Source organism: Pseudomonas sp. GM41(2012) (genome assembly GCF_000282315.2).
GTDB lineage: Bacteria > Pseudomonadota > Gammaproteobacteria > Pseudomonadales > Pseudomonadaceae > Aquipseudomonas.
The window spans coordinates 207,406-232,824 of record NZ_AKJN02000002.1; the positions used below are offsets into that span (position 1 = coordinate 207,406).

General features: G+C 60.4%; 23 protein-coding genes and 1 pseudogene. 8 read left to right on the plus strand and 16 right to left on the minus strand.

The window, feature by feature from the left end; genetic code table 11:
- Positions 1-61 precede the first annotated feature (61 nt).
- From hisI to PMI27_RS32365, 8 genes and pseudogenes are all read left to right on the plus strand, one after another.
- The gene (hisI, locus tag PMI27_RS27985) at positions 62-463 is read left to right on the plus strand and encodes a phosphoribosyl-AMP cyclohydrolase (RefSeq protein ID WP_008149521.1); all 402 of its coding nucleotides are present in this window, start codon (positions 62-64) and stop codon (positions 461-463) included.
- Positions 456-788, plus strand: coding sequence for a phosphoribosyl-ATP diphosphatase (locus tag PMI27_RS27980; RefSeq protein ID WP_007899279.1), 333 nt, complete (start codon positions 456-458; stop codon positions 786-788). The genes hisI and PMI27_RS27980 overlap by 8 nt, the downstream gene beginning before the upstream one ends.
- Before the next feature lie 25 nt (positions 789-813).
- Positions 814-1,086, plus strand: coding sequence for a twin-arginine translocase TatA/TatE family subunit (locus PMI27_RS27975; RefSeq protein WP_008149519.1), 273 nt, complete (start codon positions 814-816; stop codon positions 1,084-1,086).
- Between the two features lie 10 nt (positions 1,087-1,096).
- On the plus strand, positions 1,097-1,558 hold the full coding sequence (tatB, locus tag PMI27_RS27970) for a Sec-independent protein translocase protein TatB (RefSeq protein WP_008149518.1): 462 nt from the start codon (positions 1,097-1,099) through the stop codon (positions 1,556-1,558).
- Positions 1,555-2,349 carry a twin-arginine translocase subunit TatC gene (gene tatC / locus PMI27_RS27965; protein WP_008149515.1) on the plus strand — a complete coding sequence of 265 codons (795 nt, stop codon included), beginning with the start codon at positions 1,555-1,557 and terminating at the stop codon, positions 2,347-2,349. The genes tatB and tatC overlap by 4 nt, the downstream gene beginning before the upstream one ends.
- Positions 2,346-3,053, plus strand: a complete 708-nt coding sequence (locus PMI27_RS27960; protein ID WP_008149512.1) for a 16S rRNA (uracil(1498)-N(3))-methyltransferase — start codon at positions 2,346-2,348, stop codon at positions 3,051-3,053. The genes tatC and PMI27_RS27960 overlap by 4 nt, the downstream gene beginning before the upstream one ends.
- Before the next feature lie 128 nt (positions 3,054-3,181).
- Positions 3,182-4,240 (plus strand): annotated as a pseudogene (locus PMI27_RS32360) (methyl-accepting chemotaxis protein); the annotation flags it as partial.
- Between the two features lie 144 nt (positions 4,241-4,384).
- Positions 4,385-5,098: a methyl-accepting chemotaxis protein gene (locus tag PMI27_RS32365; protein WP_412072286.1), complete on the plus strand. Its 714-nt coding sequence runs from the start codon at positions 4,385-4,387 to the stop codon at positions 5,096-5,098.
- Positions 5,099-5,253: 155 nt separating this feature from the next.
- Here the strand turns inward: PMI27_RS32365 and PMI27_RS27950 are convergent, their stop codons facing one another.
- The 16 genes from PMI27_RS27950 to PMI27_RS27875 all read right to left on the minus strand — a co-directional run bounded on the left by PMI27_RS27950 (position 5,254) and on the right by PMI27_RS27875 (position 25,389).
- A complete protein-coding gene (locus tag PMI27_RS27950; protein ID WP_008149509.1) occupies positions 5,254-5,988 on the minus strand; it encodes an amino acid ABC transporter ATP-binding protein in 735 nt (244 codons plus the stop codon).
- A complete protein-coding gene (locus tag PMI27_RS27945) occupies positions 5,981-6,940 on the minus strand; it encodes an amino acid ABC transporter permease (protein ID WP_008149506.1) in 960 nt (319 codons plus the stop codon). Before PMI27_RS27945 ends, PMI27_RS27950 begins: the two co-directional genes overlap by 8 nt.
- Before the next feature lie 147 nt (positions 6,941-7,087).
- Positions 7,088-7,885 carry a transporter substrate-binding domain-containing protein gene (locus tag PMI27_RS27940; RefSeq protein WP_008149503.1) on the minus strand — a complete coding sequence of 266 codons (798 nt, stop codon included), beginning with the start codon at positions 7,883-7,885 and terminating at the stop codon, positions 7,088-7,090.
- 419 nt (positions 7,886-8,304) lie between these two features.
- A complete protein-coding gene (gene mdoH / locus PMI27_RS27935; RefSeq protein WP_008149500.1) occupies positions 8,305-10,875 on the minus strand; it encodes a glucans biosynthesis glucosyltransferase MdoH in 2,571 nt (856 codons plus the stop codon).
- The gene (locus tag PMI27_RS27930; RefSeq protein ID WP_008149498.1) at positions 10,868-12,712 is read right to left on the minus strand and encodes a glucan biosynthesis protein G; all 1,845 of its coding nucleotides are present in this window, start codon (positions 12,710-12,712) and stop codon (positions 10,868-10,870) included. Before PMI27_RS27930 ends, mdoH begins: the two co-directional genes overlap by 8 nt.
- Before the next feature lie 321 nt (positions 12,713-13,033).
- Positions 13,034-13,471, minus strand: a complete 438-nt coding sequence (gene dtd, locus PMI27_RS27925) for a D-aminoacyl-tRNA deacylase (RefSeq protein ID WP_008149496.1) — start codon at positions 13,469-13,471, stop codon at positions 13,034-13,036.
- Positions 13,468-14,439: a prolyl aminopeptidase gene (pip, locus tag PMI27_RS27920; protein ID WP_008149494.1), complete on the minus strand. Its 972-nt coding sequence runs from the start codon at positions 14,437-14,439 to the stop codon at positions 13,468-13,470. The genes dtd and pip overlap by 4 nt, the downstream gene beginning before the upstream one ends.
- A gap of 113 nt (positions 14,440-14,552) precedes the next feature.
- Complete coding sequence (locus tag PMI27_RS27915; RefSeq protein ID WP_008149491.1) at positions 14,553-15,482, minus strand: alpha/beta hydrolase; 930 nt, start codon at positions 15,480-15,482, stop codon at positions 14,553-14,555.
- A 154-nt stretch (positions 15,483-15,636) separates the two neighbouring features.
- A complete protein-coding gene (locus PMI27_RS27910; RefSeq protein ID WP_008149489.1) occupies positions 15,637-16,584 on the minus strand; it encodes a choline ABC transporter substrate-binding protein in 948 nt (315 codons plus the stop codon).
- 253 nt (positions 16,585-16,837) lie between these two features.
- Positions 16,838-17,641, minus strand: coding sequence for an N-formylglutamate deformylase (gene hutG, locus PMI27_RS27905; protein WP_008149487.1), 804 nt, complete (start codon positions 17,639-17,641; stop codon positions 16,838-16,840).
- 10 nt (positions 17,642-17,651) lie between these two features.
- Positions 17,652-18,857, minus strand: a complete 1,206-nt coding sequence (gene hutI, locus PMI27_RS27900) for an imidazolonepropionase (RefSeq protein ID WP_008149484.1) — start codon at positions 18,855-18,857, stop codon at positions 17,652-17,654.
- A 17-nt stretch (positions 18,858-18,874) separates the two neighbouring features.
- Complete coding sequence (locus PMI27_RS27895) at positions 18,875-20,284, minus strand: amino acid permease (protein ID WP_008149483.1); 1,410 nt, start codon at positions 20,282-20,284, stop codon at positions 18,875-18,877.
- Between the two features lie 110 nt (positions 20,285-20,394).
- On the minus strand, positions 20,395-21,927 hold the full coding sequence (hutH, locus tag PMI27_RS27890) for a histidine ammonia-lyase (protein ID WP_008149481.1): 1,533 nt from the start codon (positions 21,925-21,927) through the stop codon (positions 20,395-20,397).
- A 115-nt stretch (positions 21,928-22,042) separates the two neighbouring features.
- Positions 22,043-23,566, minus strand: coding sequence for a histidine ammonia-lyase (hutH, locus tag PMI27_RS27885; RefSeq protein ID WP_008149480.1), 1,524 nt, complete (start codon positions 23,564-23,566; stop codon positions 22,043-22,045).
- A 144-nt stretch (positions 23,567-23,710) separates the two neighbouring features.
- Positions 23,711-24,541 (minus strand): quaternary amine ABC transporter ATP-binding protein, encoded by an 831-nt coding sequence (locus PMI27_RS27880; protein ID WP_008149478.1) that lies wholly within the window; start codon positions 24,539-24,541, stop codon positions 23,711-23,713.
- The gene (locus PMI27_RS27875; RefSeq protein WP_008149477.1) at positions 24,538-25,389 is read right to left on the minus strand and encodes an ABC transporter permease; all 852 of its coding nucleotides are present in this window, start codon (positions 25,387-25,389) and stop codon (positions 24,538-24,540) included. Before PMI27_RS27875 ends, PMI27_RS27880 begins: the two co-directional genes overlap by 4 nt.
- Positions 25,390-25,419 lie beyond the last annotated feature (30 nt).

Here is a 25,419-nt window from a genome sequence, read left to right on the forward strand (position 1 = left end):
GCACACTGTTTCAACGCTTGGGTTCTACTCATGAAGTGTGGAACCGCTGTCGGAGTCGAAGATGAAAAACTGGCTGGACGAGATCAAGTGGGACGCCGATGGCCTTGTGCCGGCGATTGCCCAGGATCACAAGACCGGGCGCGTCCTGATGATGGCCTGGATGAACCGTGAAGCGCTGGAACTGACCGCTGCCGAGAACCGCGCCATTTACTGGTCACGTTCCCGTGGCAAGCTGTGGCGCAAGGGCGAAGAGTCCGGCCACGTGCAAACCCTGCATGAGATGCGCCTGGACTGTGACGCCGACGTGATCATCCTGATGGTCGAGCAGATCGGCGACATCGCTTGCCATACCGGCCGTCAGAGCTGCTTCTACCGCGTCTTCGAGAACGGCGACTGGAAAACCGTCGACCCGGTTCTGAAAGACCCGCACGCCATCTATTCCGCAGGACACAGCCATGAGTGACACTCTGACCCGTCTGGCCCAAGTGCTGGAAGAGCGCAAAGGCGCTGCCGCCGACAGCTCGTATGTCGCCAGCCTGTACCACAAAGGCTTGAACAAGATTCTGGAAAAAGTCGGCGAAGAGTCGGTCGAAACCATCATTGCCGCCAAGGATGCCGCCATCAGCGGTGACTGCAGCGATGTGATCTACGAAACCGCCGATTTGTGGTTCCACAGCATGGTCATGCTCGCCCAACTGGGGCAGCATCCACAGGCTGTACTCGATGAACTGGACCGTCGTTTCGGTCTGTCCGGACACGCTGAGAAAGCCTCGCGTCCGTCCGCCTGAACAACTATTAGAGAGGAGCAGCGACATGGGCATTTTTGACTGGAAACACTGGATCGTCATCCTGGTTGTCGTCGTGCTGGTGTTCGGCACCAAGAAACTGAAAAACCTCGGCACTGACGTGGGCGAGTCGATCAAGGGCTTCAAAAAAGCCATGAGCGATGAAGACAAGCCAGCTGATCCGACCGCAACGCCGTCCCAACCGGTACCGCCGGTTCAGCCGCAGGCCTCGGTGAATCAGCCGCACACTATCGACGTGCAGGCGCAAAAAGTCGAAGAGCCGATCCGCAAAGACGTGTGAGCACTGACTAATGTTTGGTATCAGCTTCTCTGAACTGCTGCTCGTCGGCCTCGTGGCCCTGCTGGTGCTGGGTCCCGAGCGTCTGCCGGGTGCTGCGCGCACCGCCGGCCTGTGGGTCGGCCGTCTGAAGCGCAGCTTCAACGCGATCAAACAGGAAGTTGAACGTGAAATCGGTGCCGACGAGATTCGTCGGCAACTGCACAACGAGCACATTCTGTCGCTTGAGCAGGAGGCGCGGAAGATTTTCACGCCGACTCAGCAGGAGGCCACGCCGGTTCAGCCGGTTGAGCCTGTGGCGGAGCAGACGATTCATGCTCCGATTGCAGAAGCTACGCCTGCTGCGGCACCGACGGAAACGGTGAAAGCTGTTGAACCGGCGCCGCTTGTCGCGACCGTAGAACCTGTTGCTCCTGCCGCCGCGCCGACAACGCCGGCTCCTCACGACACCACTTTGCCGCCGCGAGTCTCATGAGCGATCTCCCCGAAAACGACCAGCACATGCCGCTGGTTTCGCACCTCACCGAGTTGCGTACCCGCCTGCTGCGTTGTGTAGCGGCGATCTTCATCATCTTCGCCGGGTTGTTTGCCTTCACCCAGCAGATCTACACCTTCGTCTCCACGCCACTGCGGCAATACCTGCCCGTGGGCGCGACGATGATCGCCACCGATGTGTCGTCGCCGTTCCTGACGCCGCTGAAGCTGACGATGATGGTCTCGCTGTTCCTGGCGATCCCGGTGATCCTGCATCAGATCTGGGGCTTTATCGCGCCAGGCCTGTACAAGCATGAGAAACGCATTGCGGTGCCGCTGCTGGTGTCCAGCATCCTGCTGTTCTATACCGGCATGGCGTTCGCCTATTACCTGGTGTTCCCGCTGATCTTCAAATTCTTCGCCGCCGCCACCCCGGCCGGCGTGGAAATGATGACCGACATCAGCAGCTACCTCGATTTCGTCATGACGCTGTTCTTCGCCTTCGGCGTAGCGTTCGAGATTCCGGTGGCCGTGGTGCTGCTGGTGTGGATCGGCGTGGTCAACGTCGCTTACCTGAAGAAAATCCGCCCGTACGTGGTCATCGGTTGCTTTGTGGTCGGCATGATCCTGACGCCACCGGACATCTTCTCGCAGACACTGTTGGCCGTACCGATGTGGCTGCTGTTTGAAATCGGCATCCTGTTCGGTGGCCTGATCAGCAAACGCGGCGAGCATCCGGACGACCAACCTGTGGACGATCACAACGACCAGCCGCCAGCGACTCAACCGTGAACCTGCTGCTGCTCGAAGAGGCCGATTTCATTGCGGCCGACCGGGCGATCCTGCGTGATCGCCGGTTGACGCACATGCAGGAAGTCCACCGTTCAGTTGTCGGCGACAGCCTGCGGGTCGGGCGTATCGGTGGGCTGATGGGCTCGGCCGAACTGCTGCGCCTGGACACCGATGAAGCCGAACTGCGCATCACCCTCGACCAGCCACCACCGGCCAAGCTCCCGCTGACCCTGGTGCTGGCCCTGCCACGGCCGAAAATGCTGCGCAGGGTTTTCCAGACCGTAGCGGCCATGGGTGTGCCACGAATCATTCTGGTGAACAGCTATCGCGTCGAGAAGAGCTTCTGGCAAACGCCGTTCCTGGAGCCCGAGGCGATTCGCGAGCAGTTGATCCTCGGCCTTGAACAGGCCCGGGACAGCGTGCTGCCGGAAGTCGTCATCGAGAAGCGCTTCAAGCCGTTCGTCGAAGACCGTCTGCCAGCCATTACCGATGGCACCCTCGGCCTCGTCGGCCACCCCGGCAACTACCCGCCCTGCCCTCGTGGCCTGGACGAACCGGTGACCCTGGCCATCGGCCCCGAAGGTGGCTGGATTCCTTACGAAATCGACCTGCTGGGCAAGGCCGGCCTGCAACCGGTGCAACTCGGCGACCGCATCCTGCGGGTCGAAACCGCCGTCACCGCGCTTCTCGCCCGCCTTTTCTAAGGTCAAACACGCTCCACTGTGGCGAGGGGATTTACCCCGCCATGAACATTGGGTAGCACCTACAGATTCCCGGCTGCCGGCCGATACAGTTCCCATAAAACCAACGAATGGTTCGAGGGAGTTGCAGCATGTACCGATGGCTAGCCGAGAAACTGGGGAACGTCAGCGTCAATCGCAAACTGAGTGTCGGCTTCGGTCTGGTGCTGCTGCTTACCTTGTTGATCACCTTCACCGGCTGGACCGGCCTGAGCGGCGTGATGAGTCGCGGCGATAAGCTGGGGTTTATTGCCAGCCTCAATGACCTGACCAAAGACCTGCGCCTGGCCCGTCTGGATTACGAAATGCGTCGCGGCGAACAAGGCCCCGGTGCGGTCAATGACCTGCTCGGCCAACTCGATACCGGTCTGAAAACCGCGCGCACGCTGATTGAACAACCGGCCGACGTGGCCATGATCGACCAGCAACTGGCCGCCGTCAGTGAGTACAAACAAGCCTTCACCGCCATGACCCAGGCTGGCGCCCAACGGGAAGACGCCCGCAGCAAACTCGGCGCCACCGCCGACAATGCCGTGGCTCGTGTCGCCGAGGTCGAAAAATCCATGCTGCAAGGTGACAGCGTCACCGATTTCAACAGCGTGATCGACCTGAGCAAACTGATCCAGCAAGCGCGCTTCCAGGTGCGCGGTTACACCTACAGCGGCAAGACCGAGGCCGAGCAACCGGCGCTGGACGCCATCGACAACGCGTTGAAAAACCTCGAAGGCCTGCCCTCCAAACTGCCGGAACAGCACATCGCCAACCTGCAGCAGGCCACCGACTCGCTCAAGGCCTATCGCGCCGCCGTCAGCCAGTTCCGTGACTCTCAGGTTGCCAGCGCTGCCGCGCTCAAACGCATGGCTGTGCAAGGCGATATCCTGCTCGACGTCAGCAAGAAACTCACCGTGTCGCAAACCATCGTCCGCGACACTGACGCCGCGCATGCCAAAAACCTGCTGCTGATGGCCACCGCCCTGGCGCTGGCCTTCGGCATGCTTGCCGCGTGGGCCATCACCCGCCAGATCGTGATTCCCCTGAGCCAGACCCTCAAAGTGGCGGAGCGTGTTGCTGCCGGCGACCTGACCCAAAACCTGATCTCTGAGCGTCAGGATGAACTCGGCCAGCTACAGCGCGCCATGCAGAGCATGACCCTGGGCCTGCGCGAGTTGATCGGTGGCATCAGTGACGGCGTCACGCAAATCGCCAGTGCCGCCGAAGAGTTGTCGGCAGTCACCGAACAGACCAGCGCCGGGGTCAACAGCCAGAAGGTCGAGACCGACCAGGTGGCTACCGCCATGAACGAAATGACCGCCACCGTGCAGGAAGTCGCGCGTAACGCCGAAGAAGCGTCCGAAGCCGCCGTCGCCGCTGACCAGCAGGCCCGTGAAGGTGACAAAGTGGTCGGCGAAGCCATCGCCCAGATCGAGCGCCTGGCCAAGGAAGTCGGCAATTCCACCGAAGCCATGGGTCATCTCAAACGCGAAAGCGACAAGATCGGCAGCGTGCTCGACGTAATCAAATCCGTGGCCCAGCAAACCAACCTGCTGGCCCTCAACGCCGCCATCGAGGCCGCCCGTGCCGGTGAGGCCGGACGCGGTTTTGCGGTGGTCGCCGACGAAGTCCGCAGCCTGGCCCAGCGTACCCAGAAGTCCACCGAAGAAATCGAAGAGCTGATCGTCGGCCTGCAAACCGGCACCCAGCAAGTGGCGACCATCATGGACAACAGCCGCAGCCTGACCGACAGCAGCGTCGAACTGACCCGCCGCGCCGGTGGCTCGCTGGCAAGCATTACCCGCACCGTCTCGGCGATTCAGTCGATGAACCAGCAGATTGCAGCGGCGGCCGAGCAGCAGAGTGCCGTGGCCGAAGAGATCAACCGCAGCGTGCTGAACGTGCGTGATGTGTCCGAGCAAACCTCGGCAGCCAGTGAAGAGACCGCGGCTTCCAGCGTTGAGCTGGCACGGCTGGGGACGCATCTGCAGATGCTGGTGGGCAGGTTCAAGGTTTGAGGTGATTTGATGACCTCGGTTCGCTCGGGACCGAGGTGATGCCATCGCGGGCAAGCCTTGCTCCTACAGGTCTTGTGTTATGCCGTAATCTCGCGGCAAACGCTCATCCGTAGGAGCAAGGCTTGCCCGCGATGGCGATTTATCAGGCGCTGAAGTTAGAGAACCTGGCGCAAGAAGGCCTGAGCCCGCGGATCCCTCGGTGCATCGAAGAATTCGGCTGGTGAAGCGTCTTCCAGCAATTTGCCGTGATCGAAGAACAGCACCCGATCCGCCACTTCCCTGGCGAAGCCCATTTCGTGGGTGACGCACACCATGGTCATGCCTTCCACCGCCAGGGTTTTCATCACGTCCAACACTTCGCCGACCATTTCCGGGTCGAGCGCCGAGGTTGGCTCATCAAACAGCATGACCTTCGGTTCCATCGCCAGTGCCCGGGCGATGGCCACGCGCTGCTGCTGACCGCCGGACAGGCGCGACGGAAACTCGTTGGCCTTCTGCGCAATACCGACCTTTTCCAGCAACGCCAAAGCCTTGGCCTCGCGCTCCTTCTTGCCACGCTTGCGCACGACTTTCTGGGCCAGGCAGAGGTTTTCCAGCACGGTCATGTGCGGGAACAGGTTGAAATGCTGGAACACCATGCCGACTTCGCGGCGATAGGCATTCACATCGGTTTTCGGGTCGGCCAGTTGCAAGCCGTCGATACTCACCGAGCCCGAGTCGAACTCCTCCAGCCCGTTGAGGCAGCGCAGGAAGGTGGACTTGCCGGAACCGGACGGGCCGATCACCACCAGCACTTCGCCCTTGGCCACCTGCGTGGTGACGTTATCCACCGCGCGAACCACGTGGCCGCGGGTGTCGAAAACTTTTACCAGATCGCGGACTTCAATCACTTTGCGCGAGCCTCCGCTCAAGCCGGCTGGCGATTTTCGACAGCGGCAGGTTGATCAACAGGTACAGACCGGCCACGCAGAACAGGATTTCGAACGGCGAGAACGAGGTGGTGATGACTTCGCGACCGCTTTTGAGCAGCTCGGTAATGGCGATCACCGATACCAGCGAGGTGTCCTTGACCAGACTGATGAACTGACCGGCCAGCGGTGGCAGCACCCGTTTGAAGGCTTGCGGCAGCACCACGTGGCGCATCGACTGCCCAGCGCTCAGGCCCAGGGAGCGCGCCGCTTCGTTCTGGCCACGGGCAATGGATTGCACGCCGGAACGGATGATTTCCGCCACATAAGCGCCGGTGAACAGCGACAGCGCGGCGATCCCGGCGAACTCCCGGGAGAGGTTCATCACAGTGCCGATGAAGAAGTAGAAGATGAAGATCTGCACCAGCAGCGGCGTACCGCGCACCAGTTCGACGTAGATCGTCGAGAGATCGCGCAGGGTCGGGTTGCTCGACAGTCGGCACAGGCCCGTGGCCAGGCCGATCAGCAGGCCGAGCACACCTGAAACCACGGACAACCACAAGGTGGTCCACAGCCCCCACATCAGCGGTCCGGCGGCCCAATGGCGGGTCACGCCGATCACGTCGCCTTCGGCCACGTCATCACCTTGGGCGACTTGCAGACTGCTGTCGTCGACGGTCAGGTGCTGCTCTGTACCGGCATCGTTGCGCAGGGTGACTTCAGCCTTGTCGCCCTTGCGCACCAGTTCGCTGACGGTGGAGATGTCGGCGGCACGCTGGGATTCTTCGGCGTGGTAGGCGAAGTATTGCGGCACACGGTTCCAGCGCCATTCGTAGGACATCAGCGAGGTGGCGTAATACAACGCGCCGGCCAGGCCGATCAGCAGCAGCACGGTTAAAACGTGCCACGGCCATTGGGCTTTTTTCTGTTTCATGGGTTTAGCAAAATCCGAAAGTTGTGTCGCCAGGAAGGCCGTCATCGCCAGCAGGCTGGCTCCCACACTGGATCTGTGGCGTACACAAATCCCCTGTGGGAGCCAGCCTGCTGGCGATGGGAGCGACGCGGTCTAGCTGACCGAGCCTTATTCCATGTCCTTGAGCCAAGCGGTGTCTTTGAACCACTTGTCATGGATGCGATCGTAGGTGCCGTCTTCGTGGATCTGGCGCAGGAAGTTGTTGATGAAGTTGATGCTGTCGTAGTCACCCTTCTTCAGGCCGAAAGCCAGCGGCTCGTAGGTGAACGGCTTGTCGAGGAACACCAGTTTGCCGTTGCCGACCTTGTTAACCGCCACAACGTTGTAAGGCGCGTCGTAGATGAAGGCGTCGGCCTTGCCGTTGACCACATCAAGCACGGCTTCCTGCTCGTTGTCGTAGCCGTGGTACTTGGCCTTGGAGATCAGCTTTCTGGCGACCATCTCGCCGGTGGTGCCGAGCTTGGAAGTGATGCGGTAGTCGGCGGTGTTCAGGTCTTTATAGGACTTGATGGTGCCTTCCAGCTCCTTGCGGATCAGCAGGGTCTGGCCCACCACGATGAACGGTTCGCTGAAGTTCAGGCGCAGGTTGCGTTCCTGGGTCAGGGTCATGCCGCTGCCGATCATGTCGAACTTATCGGTGAGCAAGGCCGGGATAATGCCGTCGTAGCCGGTGGAAACCATCTCCAGCTTGACGCCCATGGCCTTGGTCATGGCTTTGAGGATGTCGACTTCGAAGCCGATGATCTCGCCGCGCTTGTTGGTCATTTCGAACGGCATGTAGGTCGGGTCCATGCCGACTTTCAGCGTGCCGCGCTTGACCGCGTCATCGATGGCACCGGCGTGCGCCGCGCTGATTGCAACCAATGCCGTGACGCCGACCAGCAGCATCGAGAGATACTTCTTCATCTTCAAGTCCCCAAAACCATCGCGTTGTGAGGCGCGCAAACCGCGGATTTCCCTTGGAAAACCGGCAGATACGAACAGAAAGTTGTCCGGGCGCACCAATTCGGGGACGGATGCTAACGCACTCGTTCGTTTGCACAAGGGTTTGGTTGGGATTTGTTGTGGAATTCAAGAGCCCCCCCTCACCCCAGCCCTCTCCCCAAGGGGGAGAGGGGGAAAGGGAGCAGATCTCCGGCGCTCTCAGAACCTGAGTTCTACTCGATATCTCAGGTCGATGTATGACGCAAGACACCTCGGTCAGTCCCCTCTCCCTTCGGGCGGTCCGACGTTTCGGGAGGGCTAGGGTGAGGGGTGGATCTGAAGGTTGATTCAAATTCATGCCCCACCACAAACAAAAAACCCCGCTTTCGCGGGGCTTTTCGTTAGGCCAACTGAGGCTGTTCACTCAGCGGCTTGAGCGGCAACAGCGGCGCATGGGGGTCGGCTTTCACCGATTTACGCCACGCTTCCAGCCACTCGGGGTGACCTTCGCTCCAGATCTGCTCATGCAGACGACCCAGTGCAACCGGGTCACTGAGCAGTTGCACGCGCTCATTATTGTTCAGACCCTCAGGCCCGACTTTCAGCGCATGACGCACCCGTTCGACCCGCAACCATTCGATCGGCTCTGCCTCACGGTGGCGTGAAGTCGCCAGCGAGCACGCCAAGGCGTTCTGCTGTGGATCGACCACTGCCCGGACGAAGCCGTCGTTCAGCGCATGCCAACGGTTTTCGTGGGTGTACTGGTCGGTCGCCAGCAACGCCTGTGGCGGATTGTATTCCTCAGGGATCAGGAACAGGCTTTCGTCACGGGACTTGAGGCCCAGGCCGACTCGACTGGAGATCACCGACACCGGAATCGACAGCATCAACGAACCGACGATCGGCACCAGCCACCAGAGGAAACTCGGGTTCAGCCAGATCACCAGCAGGGCCCAGAAGAAGCCCAGCAAGGTTTGCGGACCGTGGCGTTTTACCGCTTCGCTCCATGGCGTGGAGTCGTCGTCACGTTGCGGCGAGTTCCAGGTCGCGGCCCAGCCGAGGAACGCGGCGAGCACGAAGCGGGTGTGGAAAATCATCCGTACCGGCGCCAGCAGCATGGAGAACAGCATCTCCAGCAGCATCGACAGGGTCACCTTGAACTTGCCACCGAACTCTTTCGCGCCCTTGGCCCAGATCAGGATGATGCTCAACAACTTCGGCAGGAACAGCAGCACGACGGTGGTCGAGAACAGCGCGATCGCCTTGTCCGGGTGCCATTGTGGCCACAACGGATAGAGCTGACGTGGCTCAAGGAAGTACTGCGGCTCCATCAACGTGTTGACCGCCAGCAGCGCCGTCGACAGCACGAGGAAGAAGAACCACAACGGCGCCGACAAGTAAGACATCACGCCCGTCAGGAACACCGCACGGTGCACCGGGTGCATGCCTTTTACCAGGAACAGCCGGAAGTTCATCAGGTTGCCGTGACACCAGCGACGGTCACGCTTGAGTTCGTCCAGCAGGTTCGGCGGCAATTCTTCGTAGCTGCCCGGCAAGTCGTAGGCAATCCACACGCCCCAGCCGGCACGGCGCATCAGCGCCGCTTCAACGAAGTCGTGGGACAGAATTGCACCGGCAAACGCGCCTTTACCGGGCAATGGCGCCAGGGCGCAGTGCTCGATGAACGGCTTCATGCGGATGATCGCGTTGTGGCCCCAATAGTGGGATTCGCCCAACTGCCAGAAGTGCAGACCGGCGGTAAACAGCGGACCGTACACGCGGGTGGCGAACTGCTGCATGCGTGCATACAGCGTGTCCATGCCAGACGCGCGCGGCGCGGTCTGGATGATCCCGGCGTCCGGGGTGGCTTCCATCAAGCGCACCAGACTGGTCAGGCAATCGCCGCTCATCACGGAGTCCGCGTCGAGCACGACCATGTACTTGTAATCACCGCCCCAACGACGGCAGAAGTCGTCGAGGTTACCGCTCTTACGCTTGACGCGACGGCGACGGCGGCGATAGAAAATCTTGCCGAAGCCCTTGGCCTCACGGCAGACGTCCAGCCAGGCTTGTTGCTCGGCGACGCAGATATCGGCGTCGTTACTGTCGCTGAGGACGAAGAAGTCGAAGCGATCCAGGTCACCCGTGGCCGCGACCGACTCGAAGGTCGCCCGCAGACCGGCAAACACTCGCGGCACGTCTTCGTTGCAGATCGGCATCACCAGAGCGGTGCGCGCGTTCTTGGGGATCGGCTCGTTACCGGCGCTTTTACCGGATATGCGGTATTTGTCATGGCCGGTGAGCAACTCGAGGAAGCCCATCAGCGCGGTCCAGAAACCGGCCGACACCCAGCAGAACAGAATCCCGAACAGAATCAGGATGCTGGTTTGCAGCGCATACGGCAGTACTTGCGTGACGGTTTGCAGGAATGGCTGGTGCAGGACTTCGTTCAGGTCGACGAACGACCAGCCCTGGTACGGCATGATGCCTTTCATGTACCAGCCGGCGACGATGGTCTGGCCGAGCATCAGTACCAGCAGAATGTAGCGACGGATCGAACCGACGGTGCGCCAGCGAGCCGCCGGCAGCACATTTTCATCCTTCGGCGGGGCCGGCGGATTGGTGCGACCGGTCAGACGACGCCAGCCACGCACCAGGATATTGGTGCGCCACGGCTCCGGCACGACTTTGGTCCGACGAATCGGCGGGGTTGCCCGCAGGCAAACCCGGCCGCTGGCGTCGAGCACCAGCATTTCGGCGTCGGCCAGTTCTTCGGCGGTGTTCAGCGTCAAACGACGACCCACCGAAGCTTGAGCAGCCTCGGTCGGCGCGTCGAACGTCGAGGACGAAAGGCGCTCATGCAATTCGCTGAAAGACTGGCAGCCCGCGAGTTCCGCGCGCTGCTCGTCGGTCATCGGCAGATGCGCCAGATACTCGGCAAGAGTCTCTGGCTGTACTTGAGAATTACTCATCGGCAGGCAACTGATAGCTCCAGGTCTCGGTCAGGACTTCTTCAGTCGGTACCGATTCCGGTGTGGCTGGGACCGCTTCAGCAGCGACTGGCTGCTTGGCGTCTTTGTTGTCCTTGTCCTTGGAATCTGCGGCTGGCTTGGCTGCGGCCGGCTTGGCTTCAACCTGCTTGGCCTCAGCTTGCTTGGTTTCCTTCGCTTCCTTGGCTTCCTTGTCCAGCTTCTCCTGTTGCCGAGCGGCAATCTTGTCAGCCTTGGCGACAGAAGAATTGGAGGCCGGCAACGATGTTTTGGCCAGGTCAGCAGTCACGATGTTCTTGACCAGTGCTGCACGCATCTCGGTAGGCTTGCCCGGATCCTTGATTTTCATCCGCAGCGTCAGGCGCCAGCCCTTGGTTTCAGGGTTGTAACGTACGCTGTTCTCGACCAGCTCGGCATTCTCGCCAACGCTGACCTGGCTACGAATCTCCGTATCTTCCGGCAATGCCGAAAGGGACGGGCCTTCGAAGTCCACCAGATAGGCAACGCTACCGTCCGGCTGACGAATCAGGTTGGACTGTTTCACGTCACCCGTGGAACGCAGGGTCTGTTGGACCCAGGCGCTGTCCGGTGCGTGAAGCGCGGCTTCGTCGATGGTCCAGTGCATGCGATAAGCGACGTCCAGCGGCTGGCCAGGCTCAGGCAGTTTTTCCGGACTCCAGAACGCAACGATATTGTCGTTGGTTTCGTCGGCAGTCGGAATCTCTACCAGATCGACGGAGCCCTTGCCCCAATCACCTTTTGGTTCGATCCAGGCACTTGGGCGCTTGTCGTAGCGGTCGTCGAGGTCTTCGTAGTGGCTGAAGTCACGGCCACGTTGCAGCAGGCCGAAACCGCGCGGGTTCTCGATCGAGAAGTTGCTCACCGACAAGTGTTTCGGATTGTTCAGTGGGCGCCAGATCCACTCGCCGTTGCCGGCATGGATCGACAGACCGCTGGAGTCATGCAGTTCGCGACGGTAGTTCAGCACTTTCGACGGCTGATTGGCGCCGAACAGGAACATGCTGGTCAGCGGGGCAACGCCAAGCTTGGTGACCTTGTCACGCAGGAACATCTTGGCCTTGACGTCGACAACGGTGTCGCTGCCCGGACGCAGGGTCAGGCGATAGGCACCGGTAGCGCGTGGCGAATCCAGCAGCGCAAAGATAACCAGATGCCTGTCACCCGGTTTTGGCTGTTGAATCCAGAACTCGGTGAAACGCGGGAATTCTTCGCCGGACGGCAAAGCGGTATCGATGGCCATGCCGCGAGCGGACAAGCCATAGGTGTGACCCTTGCCGACAACGCGGAAGTAACTCGCGCCGAGCATGGTCATGATTTCGTCTTGCTTGTCAGCCTTGTTGATCGGGTACAGCACACGGAAACCGGCATAACCCAGTTGTTCGGTGGCTTTAGGATCGAACTTCACGTCGCCGAAATCGAAACGACTTGGGTCGTATTTGATCTCTTCGACGGTGTTAGCTGTGATTTCGTTGATTTTCACCGGCGTATCGAAATGCATACCCTGGTGATAGAACGACAGCTTGAATGGGGTTTTCTGATCGGCCCACTCGGCTTTTTCGGTCAGGAAGCGAATTTTTTGATAGTCCGCGAATTTCATCTCGCGAAACTCGTTCGGCAGGTTACTGCGCGGAGCTTCGTATTTCTGCCCGGCCAGCTCTTTTGCCTTGACCGATACATCATCCAGATTGAATGCCCAAAGCTGACCGGCGCTGAGCAGGCAGAGCAGTGCAGAGCCCGCTACCAGAGCGCTTCGTAACCGTTTGGCAGACAATTTTGCATTACAGGGACTAACAATCACGAGCAACCCTCGCCGAAAACAGATCAAAAAACCAACGGCCAGTTAAAGTGCCTGTGAGGTTTACGGCATGAAAAAACCGACCCTACAGACCACTCTTGCCAAGTTGGCGAGCATTGTTCCGACTCCTATGGGGCTAAATGATTCCCCAAGAGGTTCAGGACAAGTCTCTACCTAAGTCAAAATGGACCAACGAACGCTGATCCCCGTAGCGCGCGATTATCTAGTAGGCCGCGTTACAACGCATCAGGGGTAACAAAGTATTTATCGCGAAAAACGCCTGTTTTCAGTCGAAAAGCCCTTAAAAACATGTTTCAAGCGCTTTCAGGTCTGTAACAGGAAGGTGACTGGGCCGTCATTGACCAGGTGCACCTGCATATCCGCGCCGAATCTACCTGATGCCACAGTGCCATGCACCTGTTTCGCCTTACCTAATAGATAGTCGAAAAGCTCCTCGCCCAAGGCCGGAGGGGCAGCGGTCGAAAAACTCGGGCGCAACCCGCTCTTGGTATCGGCGGCCAGGGTGAACTGTGAGACCAGCAGCAACCCACCGCCTACATCCGCCAGGGACAGATTCATCTTGCCCTCGGCGTCACTGAACACACGATAGTTAAGCAGTTTCTGCAGAAGTTTGTCGGCGCTGGCCCGAGTATCCTCCGGCTCGACCGCCACCAGCACCAGCAATCCCTGATCAACGGCGCCAACCACCTCCCCCGCTACCTCGACTCGCGCGCCACGCACGCGTTGCAGCAGGCCCTTCATGCTTCTTCAGGGGCCAGGTCGAGCAGACGATGGGCCATCTGATCGGCGGCACGAACCAGTGCGTCAGTAATGCCAGGTTCGGAGGCGGCATGGCCGGCGTCACGGATTACCTGCAATTCACTGTTCGGCCAGTTCTGATGCAGTTCCCAGGCGTTGTCCAGCGGGCAGATCACGTCGTAGCGACCGTGGACGATCACGCCAGGCAAATGGGCGATCTTGCCCATGTCGCGGATCAGCTGGTTGGGCTCAAGGAACGCATTGTTGGTGAAGTAGTGACATTCGATGCGGGCAATCGACAGCGCGCGCTGCGGCTCGGAGAAACGATCGACCACCATCGGGTTCGGGCGCAGGGTGGCGGTCCGGCCTTCCCAGGTAGACCAGGCCTTGGCCGCGTGCATCTGGGCAATCTGATCGTTGCCGACCAGGCGCTTGTGGAAAGCCGAGAGCAAGTCTTCGCGCTCGTCCAGCGGGATCGGCGCGATGTAGTCCTGCCAGTAATCGGGGAACAGACGACTGGCGCCACACTGGTAGAACCACTCGATTTCCTGCGGACGGCAGAGAAAGATCCCGCGCAGAATCAGACCGTGCACGCGCTCCGGGTGGGTTTGCGCGTAGGCCAGCGCCAGGGTCGAGCCCCATGAACCGCCGAACAACACCCACTTATCGATGCCAAGGTGCTGGCGAATTCGCTCAAGGTCGGCGACCAGATCCCAGGTGGTGTTGTTTTCCAGGCTGGCGTGGGGCGTGGAACGACCGCAACCGCGCTGGTCGAAGGTCACAATGCGATACAGGTTCGGATCGAAATACCGACGGCTCTGGGCATCACACCCGGCGCCGGGGCCGCCGTGGATGAACACCACCGGCAAACCTTCCGGTGAACCGCTTTCGTCGACATACAGCGTGTGGGTTTCATCGACGGCCAGATCGTGCCGGGCGTGGGGTTTGATCTGCGGGTACAAAGTCTGCATTGCGCGCTCCGTAAGGGGTCGAGGTCATCCCTGGGGGGACTTCTATTATTCTGCCGTCCGGCATCATAAACCCGAATTACGCCAATGAGCATGCCTTGCAGGGTCAGAGTTTTTCAGCCGGTTTTTTCAGACAAATAGCCAAGCAGCGTTTCATAGAGGGCGTCGACCTCGGCGACCTGCCCTCGCGCCCGCAAACAGCCGTGGACCAACCCTTCGCCGTAGTAAAGCGTCGCGTCCACATTTGCTGCGTTCAGTCGCTCGGCGTAGAGCATGCCGTCATCGCGCAACGGATCAAATTGCGCCACGGCGATCAAGGTCGGCGGCAACCCACTGAAATCCTCGGCGAGCAACGGCATTGCATAGGCACTTGGCTGTCCAGTGCCGCGCAAGTACAGGGCGTGATAACAGTCCAGATCGCTGCTGCTGAGCAAGGGAGCATCGACGCATTCACTGCGCGACGGCAATCGGTGATCACCGCCCAGCCCCGGATAAATCAGCACCTGCGCAGCCGGCAATGGCTCGCCCGCATCGCGTAACGCCAGACACAGCGCCGCCGCAAGGTTGCCACCGGCGCTGTCCCCGGCCACCAGCGTTCGCTCGGGATCGAGCCGGAATGGCCCGGTCCGTAGCGCGCGCCAGACACCCAGACAATCCTCGAACGCCGCCGGAAACGGATGTTCCGGCGCCAACCGATAATCCACGGCGATCACCAGCACACCGAGCGTCGACGCCAGTTCGGCGCAGATGAAGTCGTGGGAATCCAGGTCCCCCACCACCCAACCGCCGCCGTGCAGATACACGATGCACGGGCAACCGCTGGTCGGTGGTGAAATGGGCGGTTGATAAGACCGGACCGGCACGCCGGCCAATTCGAAATCCACAACATAAAGCCCGCCGGGACGTGACGGTGTGAACGCCCGGCACATGTCGCTGTAGGCCTGACGCAAACCGGCGAGACTGCTGTCGATGCTGTCGATGCTGTTGAAGCTGACGGTTTTCTCGACGAAAGCCGTCATCTGTGCAGAAAGCGGGTAAGGAGCCATGAGCCGGTGCTCGATCAAGGAGATAGGTAGGGTCAACCCCCTGCCCCCTGTGGGAGCGAGCCTGCTCGCGAAGAGGGCGTGTCATTCAAATTGATGTTGCCTGACACACCGCCTTCGCGAGCAGGCTCGCTCCCACAGGGTTTTGCGGTTGCGATCAGTTTTTCAAACTGGTCTGAACGGTCGCAACGCCATCCTTGCCATCGAGACTGCTGACACCGGCAAGCCAGCGCTGCAAATCCTCTGGATGGTCGCGCAGCCATTGTTTGGCAACATCCTGAGGCGTCTTGCGCTCCATGATCGGCACCATCAACTGGCTTTCCTGGGCGGCGGTGAAGGTCAGGTTTTCCAGCAGGCGGTTTACGTTCGGGCAGCGCTGGGCGTAGTCCGGGGCGGTCACGGTGGAGACGGTAGCGGCGCCCTCGTTCGGGCCGTAAACGTCTTCACTGCCGGTCAGGTAGGCGATCTTCATGTTGATGTTCATCGGGTGCGGGGTCCAGCCGACGAACACCACGAATTCCTTGCGATTCACCGCCCGCTGAACGGCGGCAAGCATGCCGGCCTCGCCTGACTCGATCAGCTTGAAATCCTTCAAGCCAAATTGATTGGTCTCGATCATGGTTTTGATGGTGGTGTTGGCGCCACTGCCCGGTTCGATGCCGTAGATCTTGCCGCCGAGTTGGTCCTTGAATTTGGCGATATCGGCGAAGGTTTTCAGCCCCGCTTGGGCGACGTACTCAGGTACGGCGAGCGTTGCCTGGGCGTCGGCCAGGCTCGGCTTGTCCATGACTTTCACTTGATTGGCAGCCAGGAAAGGCGCGATGTTTTTGTCCATCGCCGGTTTCCAGTAACCGAGGTAGATGTCCAGACGCTTGTCGCGGATGCCGGCGAAGATGATTTGCTGCACGGCGCTGGTTTGCTTGCTTTCGTAGCCGAGGCCATTGAGCAGTACGTCAGCCATGCCGCTGGTGGCGATCACGTCGGTCCAGTTGACCACGCCCATGCGCACGGCCTTGCAAGAAGCGTCGTCACTGGCCAGGACGCTGGTGCTCAGGAGAGCAGTGCCGCAGAGGATTGAGAGACAGCGGGTAAACAGTCTTTTCATTGGGGAGGTTCTCGTGCGGCAGCGGATTATTGTCGGGCCGGTGTCTTTGTGCACCGTGCCCGGAACATTACGCAGCGTCGAGAGGGTAAAAGCGAACTGTAGCGACCGTGTTTTGCACGGTGGCGACTGTTCCGGAAAGGTATCGAGAAGAACCCAAAACTGTGGGAGCGAGCCTGCTCGCGATTGCGGTGTAACAGTCAACATAGATATTGAATGCTATGACCTCATCGCGAGCAGGCTCGCTCCCACAGGGTTATGCGTTGTAGTGTTTCTCGCCCCAGGCCAGCAGGCCTTGCAGCAATTCCTTGAGCACCACCTGCGTCGGCGCCGCCAGGTCCGGGCGATAACGGAATGGCTCGAACTCTTCCATGTACGTGCACTGGCCCAACTCCAGTTGCACCGCATGGATATTCTCGGCCGGATTGCCGTAATGCCGGGTGATGTGGCCGCCCTTGAAGCGACCGTTCAGCACATGGCTGTAATCGCCGTGGCGCGCGCAGATGGCTTCCAGCTGAGTGGCCAACTGTGGATCGCAACTGGCGCCGTTGAAGGTACCGAGGTTGAAGTCCGGCAGTTTGCCGTCGAACAGGTGCGGGATGATCGAGCGGATCGAGTGCGCATCGAACAGCAGCGCGTAGCCGAACTCGGCTTTCAATCTCGCCAGTTCCTGCTGCAAGGTCGTGTGATACGGCGTCCAGATCTGCTCCAGGTAAGTCGCGCGCTCTGCGGCCGATGGCTCATGCCCTTCGCGGAACAACGGAATACCGTCGAACAGTGTCGCCGGGTACAGACCGGTGGTCGCGCCGGCATACAACGGCTTGTCGTCAGACGGTCGATTCAGGTCGATGACAAAACGCGAGTACTCGGCGGCCAAGGTGCTGGAGCCCAGCTCGGCAGCAAATTCGTAAAGCTGCGGAATATGCCAGTCGGTGTCCGGCAGGCTTTTCGCGTCGGGGATCAACCCGGCTTCGACCGTCGGGGTCAGGCGCAGGCCGGCGTGGGGCATGCTGATCAGCAGCGGTACACGACCTTGTTTGAAGTTCAGAACCTTATCCACAACTGTTCTCCTAAATGCTCACTTCAACGCCGTGACGCACGACGCGTTTTTCCAGGTCACCGCCCAGCCAGTACGACAGGTCGGCCGGACGATCGATTTGCCAGGCGACGAAATCTGCACACTTGCCGACTTCCAGCGAACCGTGGGTTTCAGCCATGCCCAGCGCCGTAGCGGCATGAATCGTTGCACCCGCCAAGGCTTCTTCCGGGGTCATGCGGAAACAGGTGCACGCCATGTTCAGCATCAAACGCAACGACAGTGCTGGTGAGGTGCCTGGGTTGAGGTCGCTGGCGATGGCGATTTTCACGCCGTGTTTGCGCAGCGCCTCCATCGGCGGCAATTGGGTTTCCCGCAGGAAGTAGAAGGCGCCGGGCAGCAACACCGCGACGGTGCCGGACTTGGCCATGGCGATGGCGTCGTCTTCGGTCATGAATTCCAGGTGGTCGGCCGACAGTGCGTGGTAACGCGCGGCCAGACTCGAACCATGCAACGACGACAACTGTTCGGCGTGCAGCTTCACCGGCAAACCGAGCTGCTGCGCGGTGATGAACACCCGCTCGACCTGCGCTGGCGAAAACGCTAGGTATTCGCAGAACGCGTCCACCGCATCCACCAGTCCTTCGGCGGCCAGGGCCGGGAGCATCTCGGCGCAGATGTGATCGATGTAGTCGTCGGCACGGTCCGCGTATTCCGGCGGCAAGGCGTGAGCGGCCAGGCAAGTGCTGCGCACGCTGACCGGGAGCTCGGCGCCGAGACGGCGGATGACCCGCAGGATCTTGCGTTCGCTGGCCAGGTCCAGGCCGTAGCCGGATTTCATTTCGACCGTAGTCACGCCGTCGCGCATCAGGCTCTTCAGACGCTTGGCGGCGCTGGCGAACAGTTCATCTTCAGTGGCCGCGCGAGTGGCGCGCACGGTGCTGGCGATGCCACCACCGGCCGCTGCGATTTCTGCATAGCTGACGCCTTGCAGACGCTGTTCGAATTCACCGCTGCGGTTACCGCCGAACACCGTGTGGGTGTGGCAGTCGATCAGGCCCGGCGTCACCCAGGCCCCTTTAAGATCATTGACTGCCGGGTACTCGCCCGCCGGCAGTTCAGCGCGTGGGCCGATCCACTCAATGTGCGCTCCTGACGTCACGATGGCCGCATCCTCGATGATCGAGTAGGCGCCTTGCGCCATGGTTGCGACGTGGCAGTGTTGCCAGAGAGTTTTCATCCGTGGCCTCCGTTAGGTTATCGATGAGAAAAAGAAGGTTCCCGCTCCACCGGTACTGCCTTCCCTGCCGCCGGTTTCACCCACGTCAGGTAGGCCAGCACCAGCAATACAATCCAGACCACGCCGACGATCAGAGCCGCCTGGGTGTCCGGGAAATAGCCCAGCACGCCAAAGATGAACAGCATGAAGGCAATCGCCGCCATCGGCGCATAGGGCCAGAACGGCACCGGGAATTTCAGTTGGGCGACCTGCTCGGCACTCATGGAGCGACGCATGGCCACTTGAGTGAACAGAATCATCAACCAGACCCATACAGTGGCGAAGGTCGCGATGGACGCGATCAACAGAAATACGTTTTCCGGAATCAGGTAGTTCAGCAGCACGCCCAACAGCAACGCGACACTCATCACCACGACCGTCATCCATGGCACGCCATTGCGCGACAAGCGGGCAAAGCCCTTGGGCGCATGCCCTTGTTGGGCCAGACCGTACATCATGCGGCCAGCGCCGAAGATGTCACTGTTGATCGCCGACACCGCCGCCGAGATCACCACGATATTGAGGATGGTCGCCGCCGAGCTGATCCCCAGGTTGTCGAAAATCTGCACGAATGGGCTGCCTTGGCTGCCGATCTGCTGCCATGGAAAGATCGACATCAACACGAACATCGTCAGCACGTAGAACAGCAAGATACGCAACGGTACGGCATTGATCGCCCTGGGCAGGACGCGTTGCGGGTCTTTGGCTTCACCGGCGGTGACGCCGATGATTTCAATGCCGCCAAACGCAAACATCACCACCGCAAACGAAGCGATCAGGCCGCCCACACCATTAGGCATGAAGCCGCCATGGCTCCAGAGATTGCTGATGTCGGTCGCCTGGGCACCCGGCGCGGTGCTGATGCCGAACAGCATGATGCCGAAGCCACCGAGGATCATCGCGACGATGGCCGCGACCTTGAGCAGCGACAGCCAGAACTCCATTTCACCGAAGACTTTGACGTTGCACAGGTTCAGGCCGCCGACCACCGAAACGATGCCCAGTACCCAGATCCAGCGGGCGACTTCCGGAAACCAGAAGCCCATGTAAATACCGAATGCGGTGACGTCGGCCATGCCGACGATGACCATTTCAAACGCGTAGGTCCAACCGAGGATGAAGCCCGCCATCGGCCCAAGATAAGTGCTGGCGTAGTGACCGAAAGAGCCGGCCACCGGGTTGTGCACCGCCATCTCGCCGAGGGCGCGCATGACCATGAACACCGCCGCGCCACCGATCAGGTAAGCGAGCAGGACCGCAGGCCCGGCCATTTGAATGGCCGAGGCAGAACCGTAAAACAGCCCGGTGCCGATCGCCGACCCCAGCGCCATGAAGCGAATATGTCGGGCAGAGAGCCCGCGTTTCAAACCCTTTTCTGACTGTTGCATTGCTCGTCCTTATTTATTCTTATTCGACGCTAAATCGAATCGCGAGCAGGCTCGCTCCCACATCAGATTGCGTAAACCCTGTGGGAGCGAGCCTGCTCGCGATGGGGACATTACAGGCTCGGCAGCAACTTCGCCGTGACCAGCTCATTCAGGCAACGCGTCGCCAACAACTCGCTCGCCGCATTGATGTCCGGCGCGAAGAAACGGTCTTTCTCATAGAACGGCACTTCGGCACGCAGGATGGCACGAGCCTTTTCCAGTTTCGTCGAGGTCTTCAGACCTTCACGCAGGTCGAGGCCCTGAGCCGCCGCCAACCATTCAACCGCCAGAACACCACGAGTGTTTTCGGCCATTTCCCACAGACGCTTGCCGGCAGCCGGCGCCATGGAAACGTGGTCTTCCTGGTTTGCGGAAGTCGGCAGGCTGTCCACCGAGTGCGGATGGGACAGCGCTTTGTTCTCGCTGGCCAGTGCCGCAGCAGTCACCTGGGCGATCATGAAGCCGGAGTTCACGCCGCCATTGGCCACCAGGAACGGCGGCAGTTGCGACATGTGCTTGTCCATCATCAGCGAGATACGACGCTCGCTCAGGGAACCGATTTCAGCGATGGCCAAGGCCATGTTGTCGGCAGCCATGGCGACCGGTTCGGCGTGGAAGTTACCGCCGGAGATCACGTCGCCTTCAGCGGCGAATACCAGCGGGTTGTCCGAAACGGCGTTGGCTTCGATGGCGAGCACTTCGGCAGCCTGACGGAACTGAGTCAGGCAGGCGCCCATGACTTGCGGCTGGCAGCGCAGGGAGTACGGGTCCTGGACTTTTTCGCAGTTTTGGTGCGAGTCGGACACTTCGCTACGCTCGCCCAGCAGATCGCGGTAAGCGGCAGCGGCGTCGATCTGGCCTTTCTGGCCACGAGCGGCGTGGATGCGGGCGTCGAACGGCGAGCGCGAGCCCAATACCGCTTCAACCGTCATGCCACCAATGGCCAGGGCCCCGGCGAACAGGTCTTCGCCTTCGAACAGACCACGCAGCGCGTAAGCGGTGGACACCTGAGTACCGTTGAGCAGCGCCAGACCTTCTTTGGCCGCCAGGGTCAGCGGGGTCAGACCGGCCACTTTCAGTGCTTCGGTGGCTTCCATCCACTCGCCTTTGTAGCGAGCCTTGCCTTCGCCCAGCAGCACCAGCGACATGTGGGCCAAAGGCGCCAGGTCACCGGATGCACCGACCGAACCCTTCAATGGAATGTGCGGGTAAACCTCGGCATTGATCAGAGCGATCAGTGCGTCGATCACGACGCGACGAATGCCGGAGAAACCACGGCTCAGGCTGTTGACCTTGAGCACCATGACCAGTCGAACCAGCGCGTCGCTGATCGGCTCGCCAACACCGGCAGCGTGGGACAAAACGAGCGAGCGCTGGAGGTTTTCCAGGTCTTCGCTGGCGATACGGGTCGAAGCCAGCAGACCGAAACCGGTGTTGATGCCATAAGCGGTGCGGTTCTCGGCGAGGATCTGTTCCACGCAGGCAACGCTGGCTTCGATCTGGGCCGAGGCACTGTTGTCGAGGGTGATTTTGACCGGTTGCTGATAAACATCACGCAGTTGGGCAAGGCTCAGTTGGCCGGGAATAAGGTTTAACGCAGTCATTTCGTGCTCCTTTTGAGAGTTTGTCATTAACTCACCAGACGCTCCGGAGATATCCGTTGTCCGTCGCGTCTCGCCTTCTGGGGAGCCGCGCCTTGGCACGCTGGTGTGGTGGAAATCAGTTCAGGTTCGGTAACACTTTGTGCAGCAAAATCGGGTCTTTCAAAACGGCGGCGGCACTGGCGATGTCCGGTGCCAACCAGCGGTCCTGATCGTAGGCCGGGACTCGCTCACGCAGCAGACGCCAGGCTGTATTGGTGCCTGCGCCGAAGCGTTGTTCCTTGAGAAATTCAAATGCCTGAGCCGCCAGCAAATACTCGATGGCGAGGATCTGCGTGCAGTTTTCCAGCGCGCGATGCAGCTTCAACGCGGCGTTGGTGCCCATGCTCAGGTGATCTTCCTGCAGGCCTGAGGTGACGTAGTTGTCGAGTACCGCCGGTTGCGCCAACTGGCGGTTTTCCGCACACAGCGAAGCGGCGACGTACTGGACGATCATCATTCCGGAGTTCACCCCCGGATTGGCCACCAGGAATGCCGGCAAACCGCTGACATGCGGGTTGATCAAGCGGTCCAGACGACGTTCGGCGATGGAGCCGATTTCAGCCATGGCGATGGCCAGCAAATCCGCCGCCAAGGCCACGGATTGACCGTGCGGGTTGGCTTGGGACATCACGCGGAAGTCGTCCGGCGTACCCAGCAACATCGGGTTGTCGGTGACGGAGTTGAGTTCGGTTTCGATCTGCTTTTTCGCGTGCTCAAGCTGATCGCGAGCGGCGCCATGGACTTGCGGAATCGAGCGAATGCTCAACGCATCCTGAGTGCGAATACCTTTGCTGCTGGCGATCACTTCACTGCCATCGAGCAACGCACGCAGGTTGATGCCGACTTGCTGCATGCCTGGATGCGGTTTGAGCGCGATGATCTCGGCATCGAACGCGGCAATCTGACCGCGCTGGGCTTCGAAGCTCATGGCACCGATCACGTCGGCCCATTGCAGCAGACGCGTCGCGTCGGCGAGTGCCAGGCAGCTGAAGCCGGACATGCACGGCGTGCCGTTGACCAGGCACAAGCCATCTTTGGCGCCCAGCTGAACCGGCTGCAGACCTTCTTCGGCCAGCGCCTGCTGCGCGGAAACGATCTGCCCGCGATAGCTGACATTGCCGACACCCAGCAGCGCAATGCTGATGTGGGCCATGTGGGTCAGGTAACCCACCGAACCCTGGGACGGCACTTGCGGGGTGATGCCGCGATTGAGCAGCGCCAACAGGGCTTCGACCACCCGGCGATGAATGCCGGATTTGCCGTGGCTGTAGTTGCGAATGGCGGCGCAGAGAATTGCGCGGGTCTGTTCGTCGGCCAATGGTGCGCCGACGCCACAGGCGTGACTGAGCAGGGTGTTGCGCGACAATTGGCTGAGTTGCTCGTCTTTGAGCGAGACATTGCACAGCGCGCCGAGGCCGGTGTTGACGCCATAGGCGCGCTCGCCGCTGACGACGATGCGCTGGACGATCGCCTGGGCATTTTCGATCCGCGCCCAGACCTGTGGTGACAGCTCAAGCTGTGCGCCATGGCGGGCGACGGCAACCACATCCTGCCAACGCAACGGGGCGTCGGCGATAACGATTTTTTCAGCCTGGGACATCTTCAACCTCGTGCGTACAACTTGAATATTGATGCAGCTTTGCCGACGCTATCGCGAGCAAGCTTTGCTCCTACGGGGTTTCACCGCGGACCTGTAGGAGCAAGGCTTGCCCGCGATGAGGCCAGCAAAGTCACTGCAAATCTCTTAAACCACCGCAGCCCGACGCTGTACGAACCGGTCCACATACTCATCCGCCGGCGAATGCAGGATCTCTCTTGGCGTACCCACCTGAATCAGGCGGCCATCCTTGAGAATCGCAATGCGGTTGCCGATGCGCACGGCCTCGTCGAGGTCGTGGGTGATGAAGACGATGGTCTTGTGCAGAGTCTTTTGCAGCTCCAGCAACTGGTCCTGCATTTCCGCGCGAATCAGCGGGTCGAGGGCGCTGAAGGCTTCGTCCATCAGGATGATGTCGGTGTCCGCCGCCAAGGCGCGAGCCAGGCCCACACGCTGACGCATGCCGCCCGAGAGCTGATGCGGGTATTTGTTTTCGTAGCCCTTGAGGCCCACGGTGTTGATCCAGTGCAACGCGCGCTCGGAGCACATTTGCTTGGTCTCGCCACGCACTTTCAGGCCGTAGGCGACGTTATCCACCACGGTCTTGTGCGGCAGCAGGCCAAAGCTCTGGAACACCATGCTGATCTTGTGTCGGCGAAATTCGCGCAGGGCTTCCATGTCGTATTGCAGGATGTCCACGCCGTCCACCAGGATCGCGCCGCTGGTCGGGTCGATCAGGCGATTGAAGTGGCGCACCAGCGTCGACTTGCCGGAACCCGACAGGCCCATGATCACGAAGATCTCGCCGGTGCCGATGCTCAGGGACAAGTCGTTCACGCCGACCACACAGCCGGTTTCGGACAGCACCTGATCCTTGGTTTTGCCCTGGCCGATCATGGCCAGCGCATCCTTGGAACGGTTGCCGAAAATCTTGAAGACGTTTTTGACTTCGATCTTGCTGATGGCTTCGTTGTTCATTTGCTCACCTCATGCCGTGCCCGACCATACGCCTGAGTAATACGGTCGATAACCACTGCCAGAATCACGATCGCCAGACCCGCCTCAAGACCACGTCCGACGTTGAGGGTCTGAATCCCCACCAACACGTCCTCACCCAAGCCACGGGCACCGATCATCGAGGCAATCACTACCATCGACAGGGCCATCATGGTGGTCTGGTTAATCCCGGCCATGATGCTCGGCAGGGCCAGCGGAAGTTGCACACCAAACAGTTGCTGCCAGCGGTTGGCACCGAAGGCGTTGATCGCTTCCATCACTTCGCCGTCGACCTGGCGGATACCCAGATCAGTCAGGCGGATCAGCGGTGGTGCGGCGTAGATTACGGTGGCGAAAATCGCCGGGACCTTGCCCAGGCCAAACAACATCAGCACCGGGATCAGGTACACGAAACTCGGCATGGTCTGCATGATGTCCAGCAGCGGCATCAAGAACGAACGCAGGCGATTGCTGCGTGCCGAAAGAATGCCCAGCGGAATGCCGATCATCACCGAAATGATGGTCGCCACCATCATCAGCGCCAGGGTTTGCATCAGCTTGTCCCAGAGGCCGACCGCGCCCACCAGGAACAGCAAGCCTACGATCACGGCGGTGGTCACGACTTTGCGGGTCGCGTGCCAGGCAACGCCCGCCACGATCGCCAGCATCAGCCACCAGGGCGCCGCACGCAGCAGCCCTTCAAGATTGACGATGGCCCACAACAGGGTGTCGGAGATGCTGCGGAACACATCGCCGTAGTTGGTGACCAGTGAATCGACCCAACTGTTGACCCAGTCGGCGATGGAAAAGGTAAAGCTTTCGGGAAACATAAGAGACTCTCAATCAAGGGGTTGCGATCA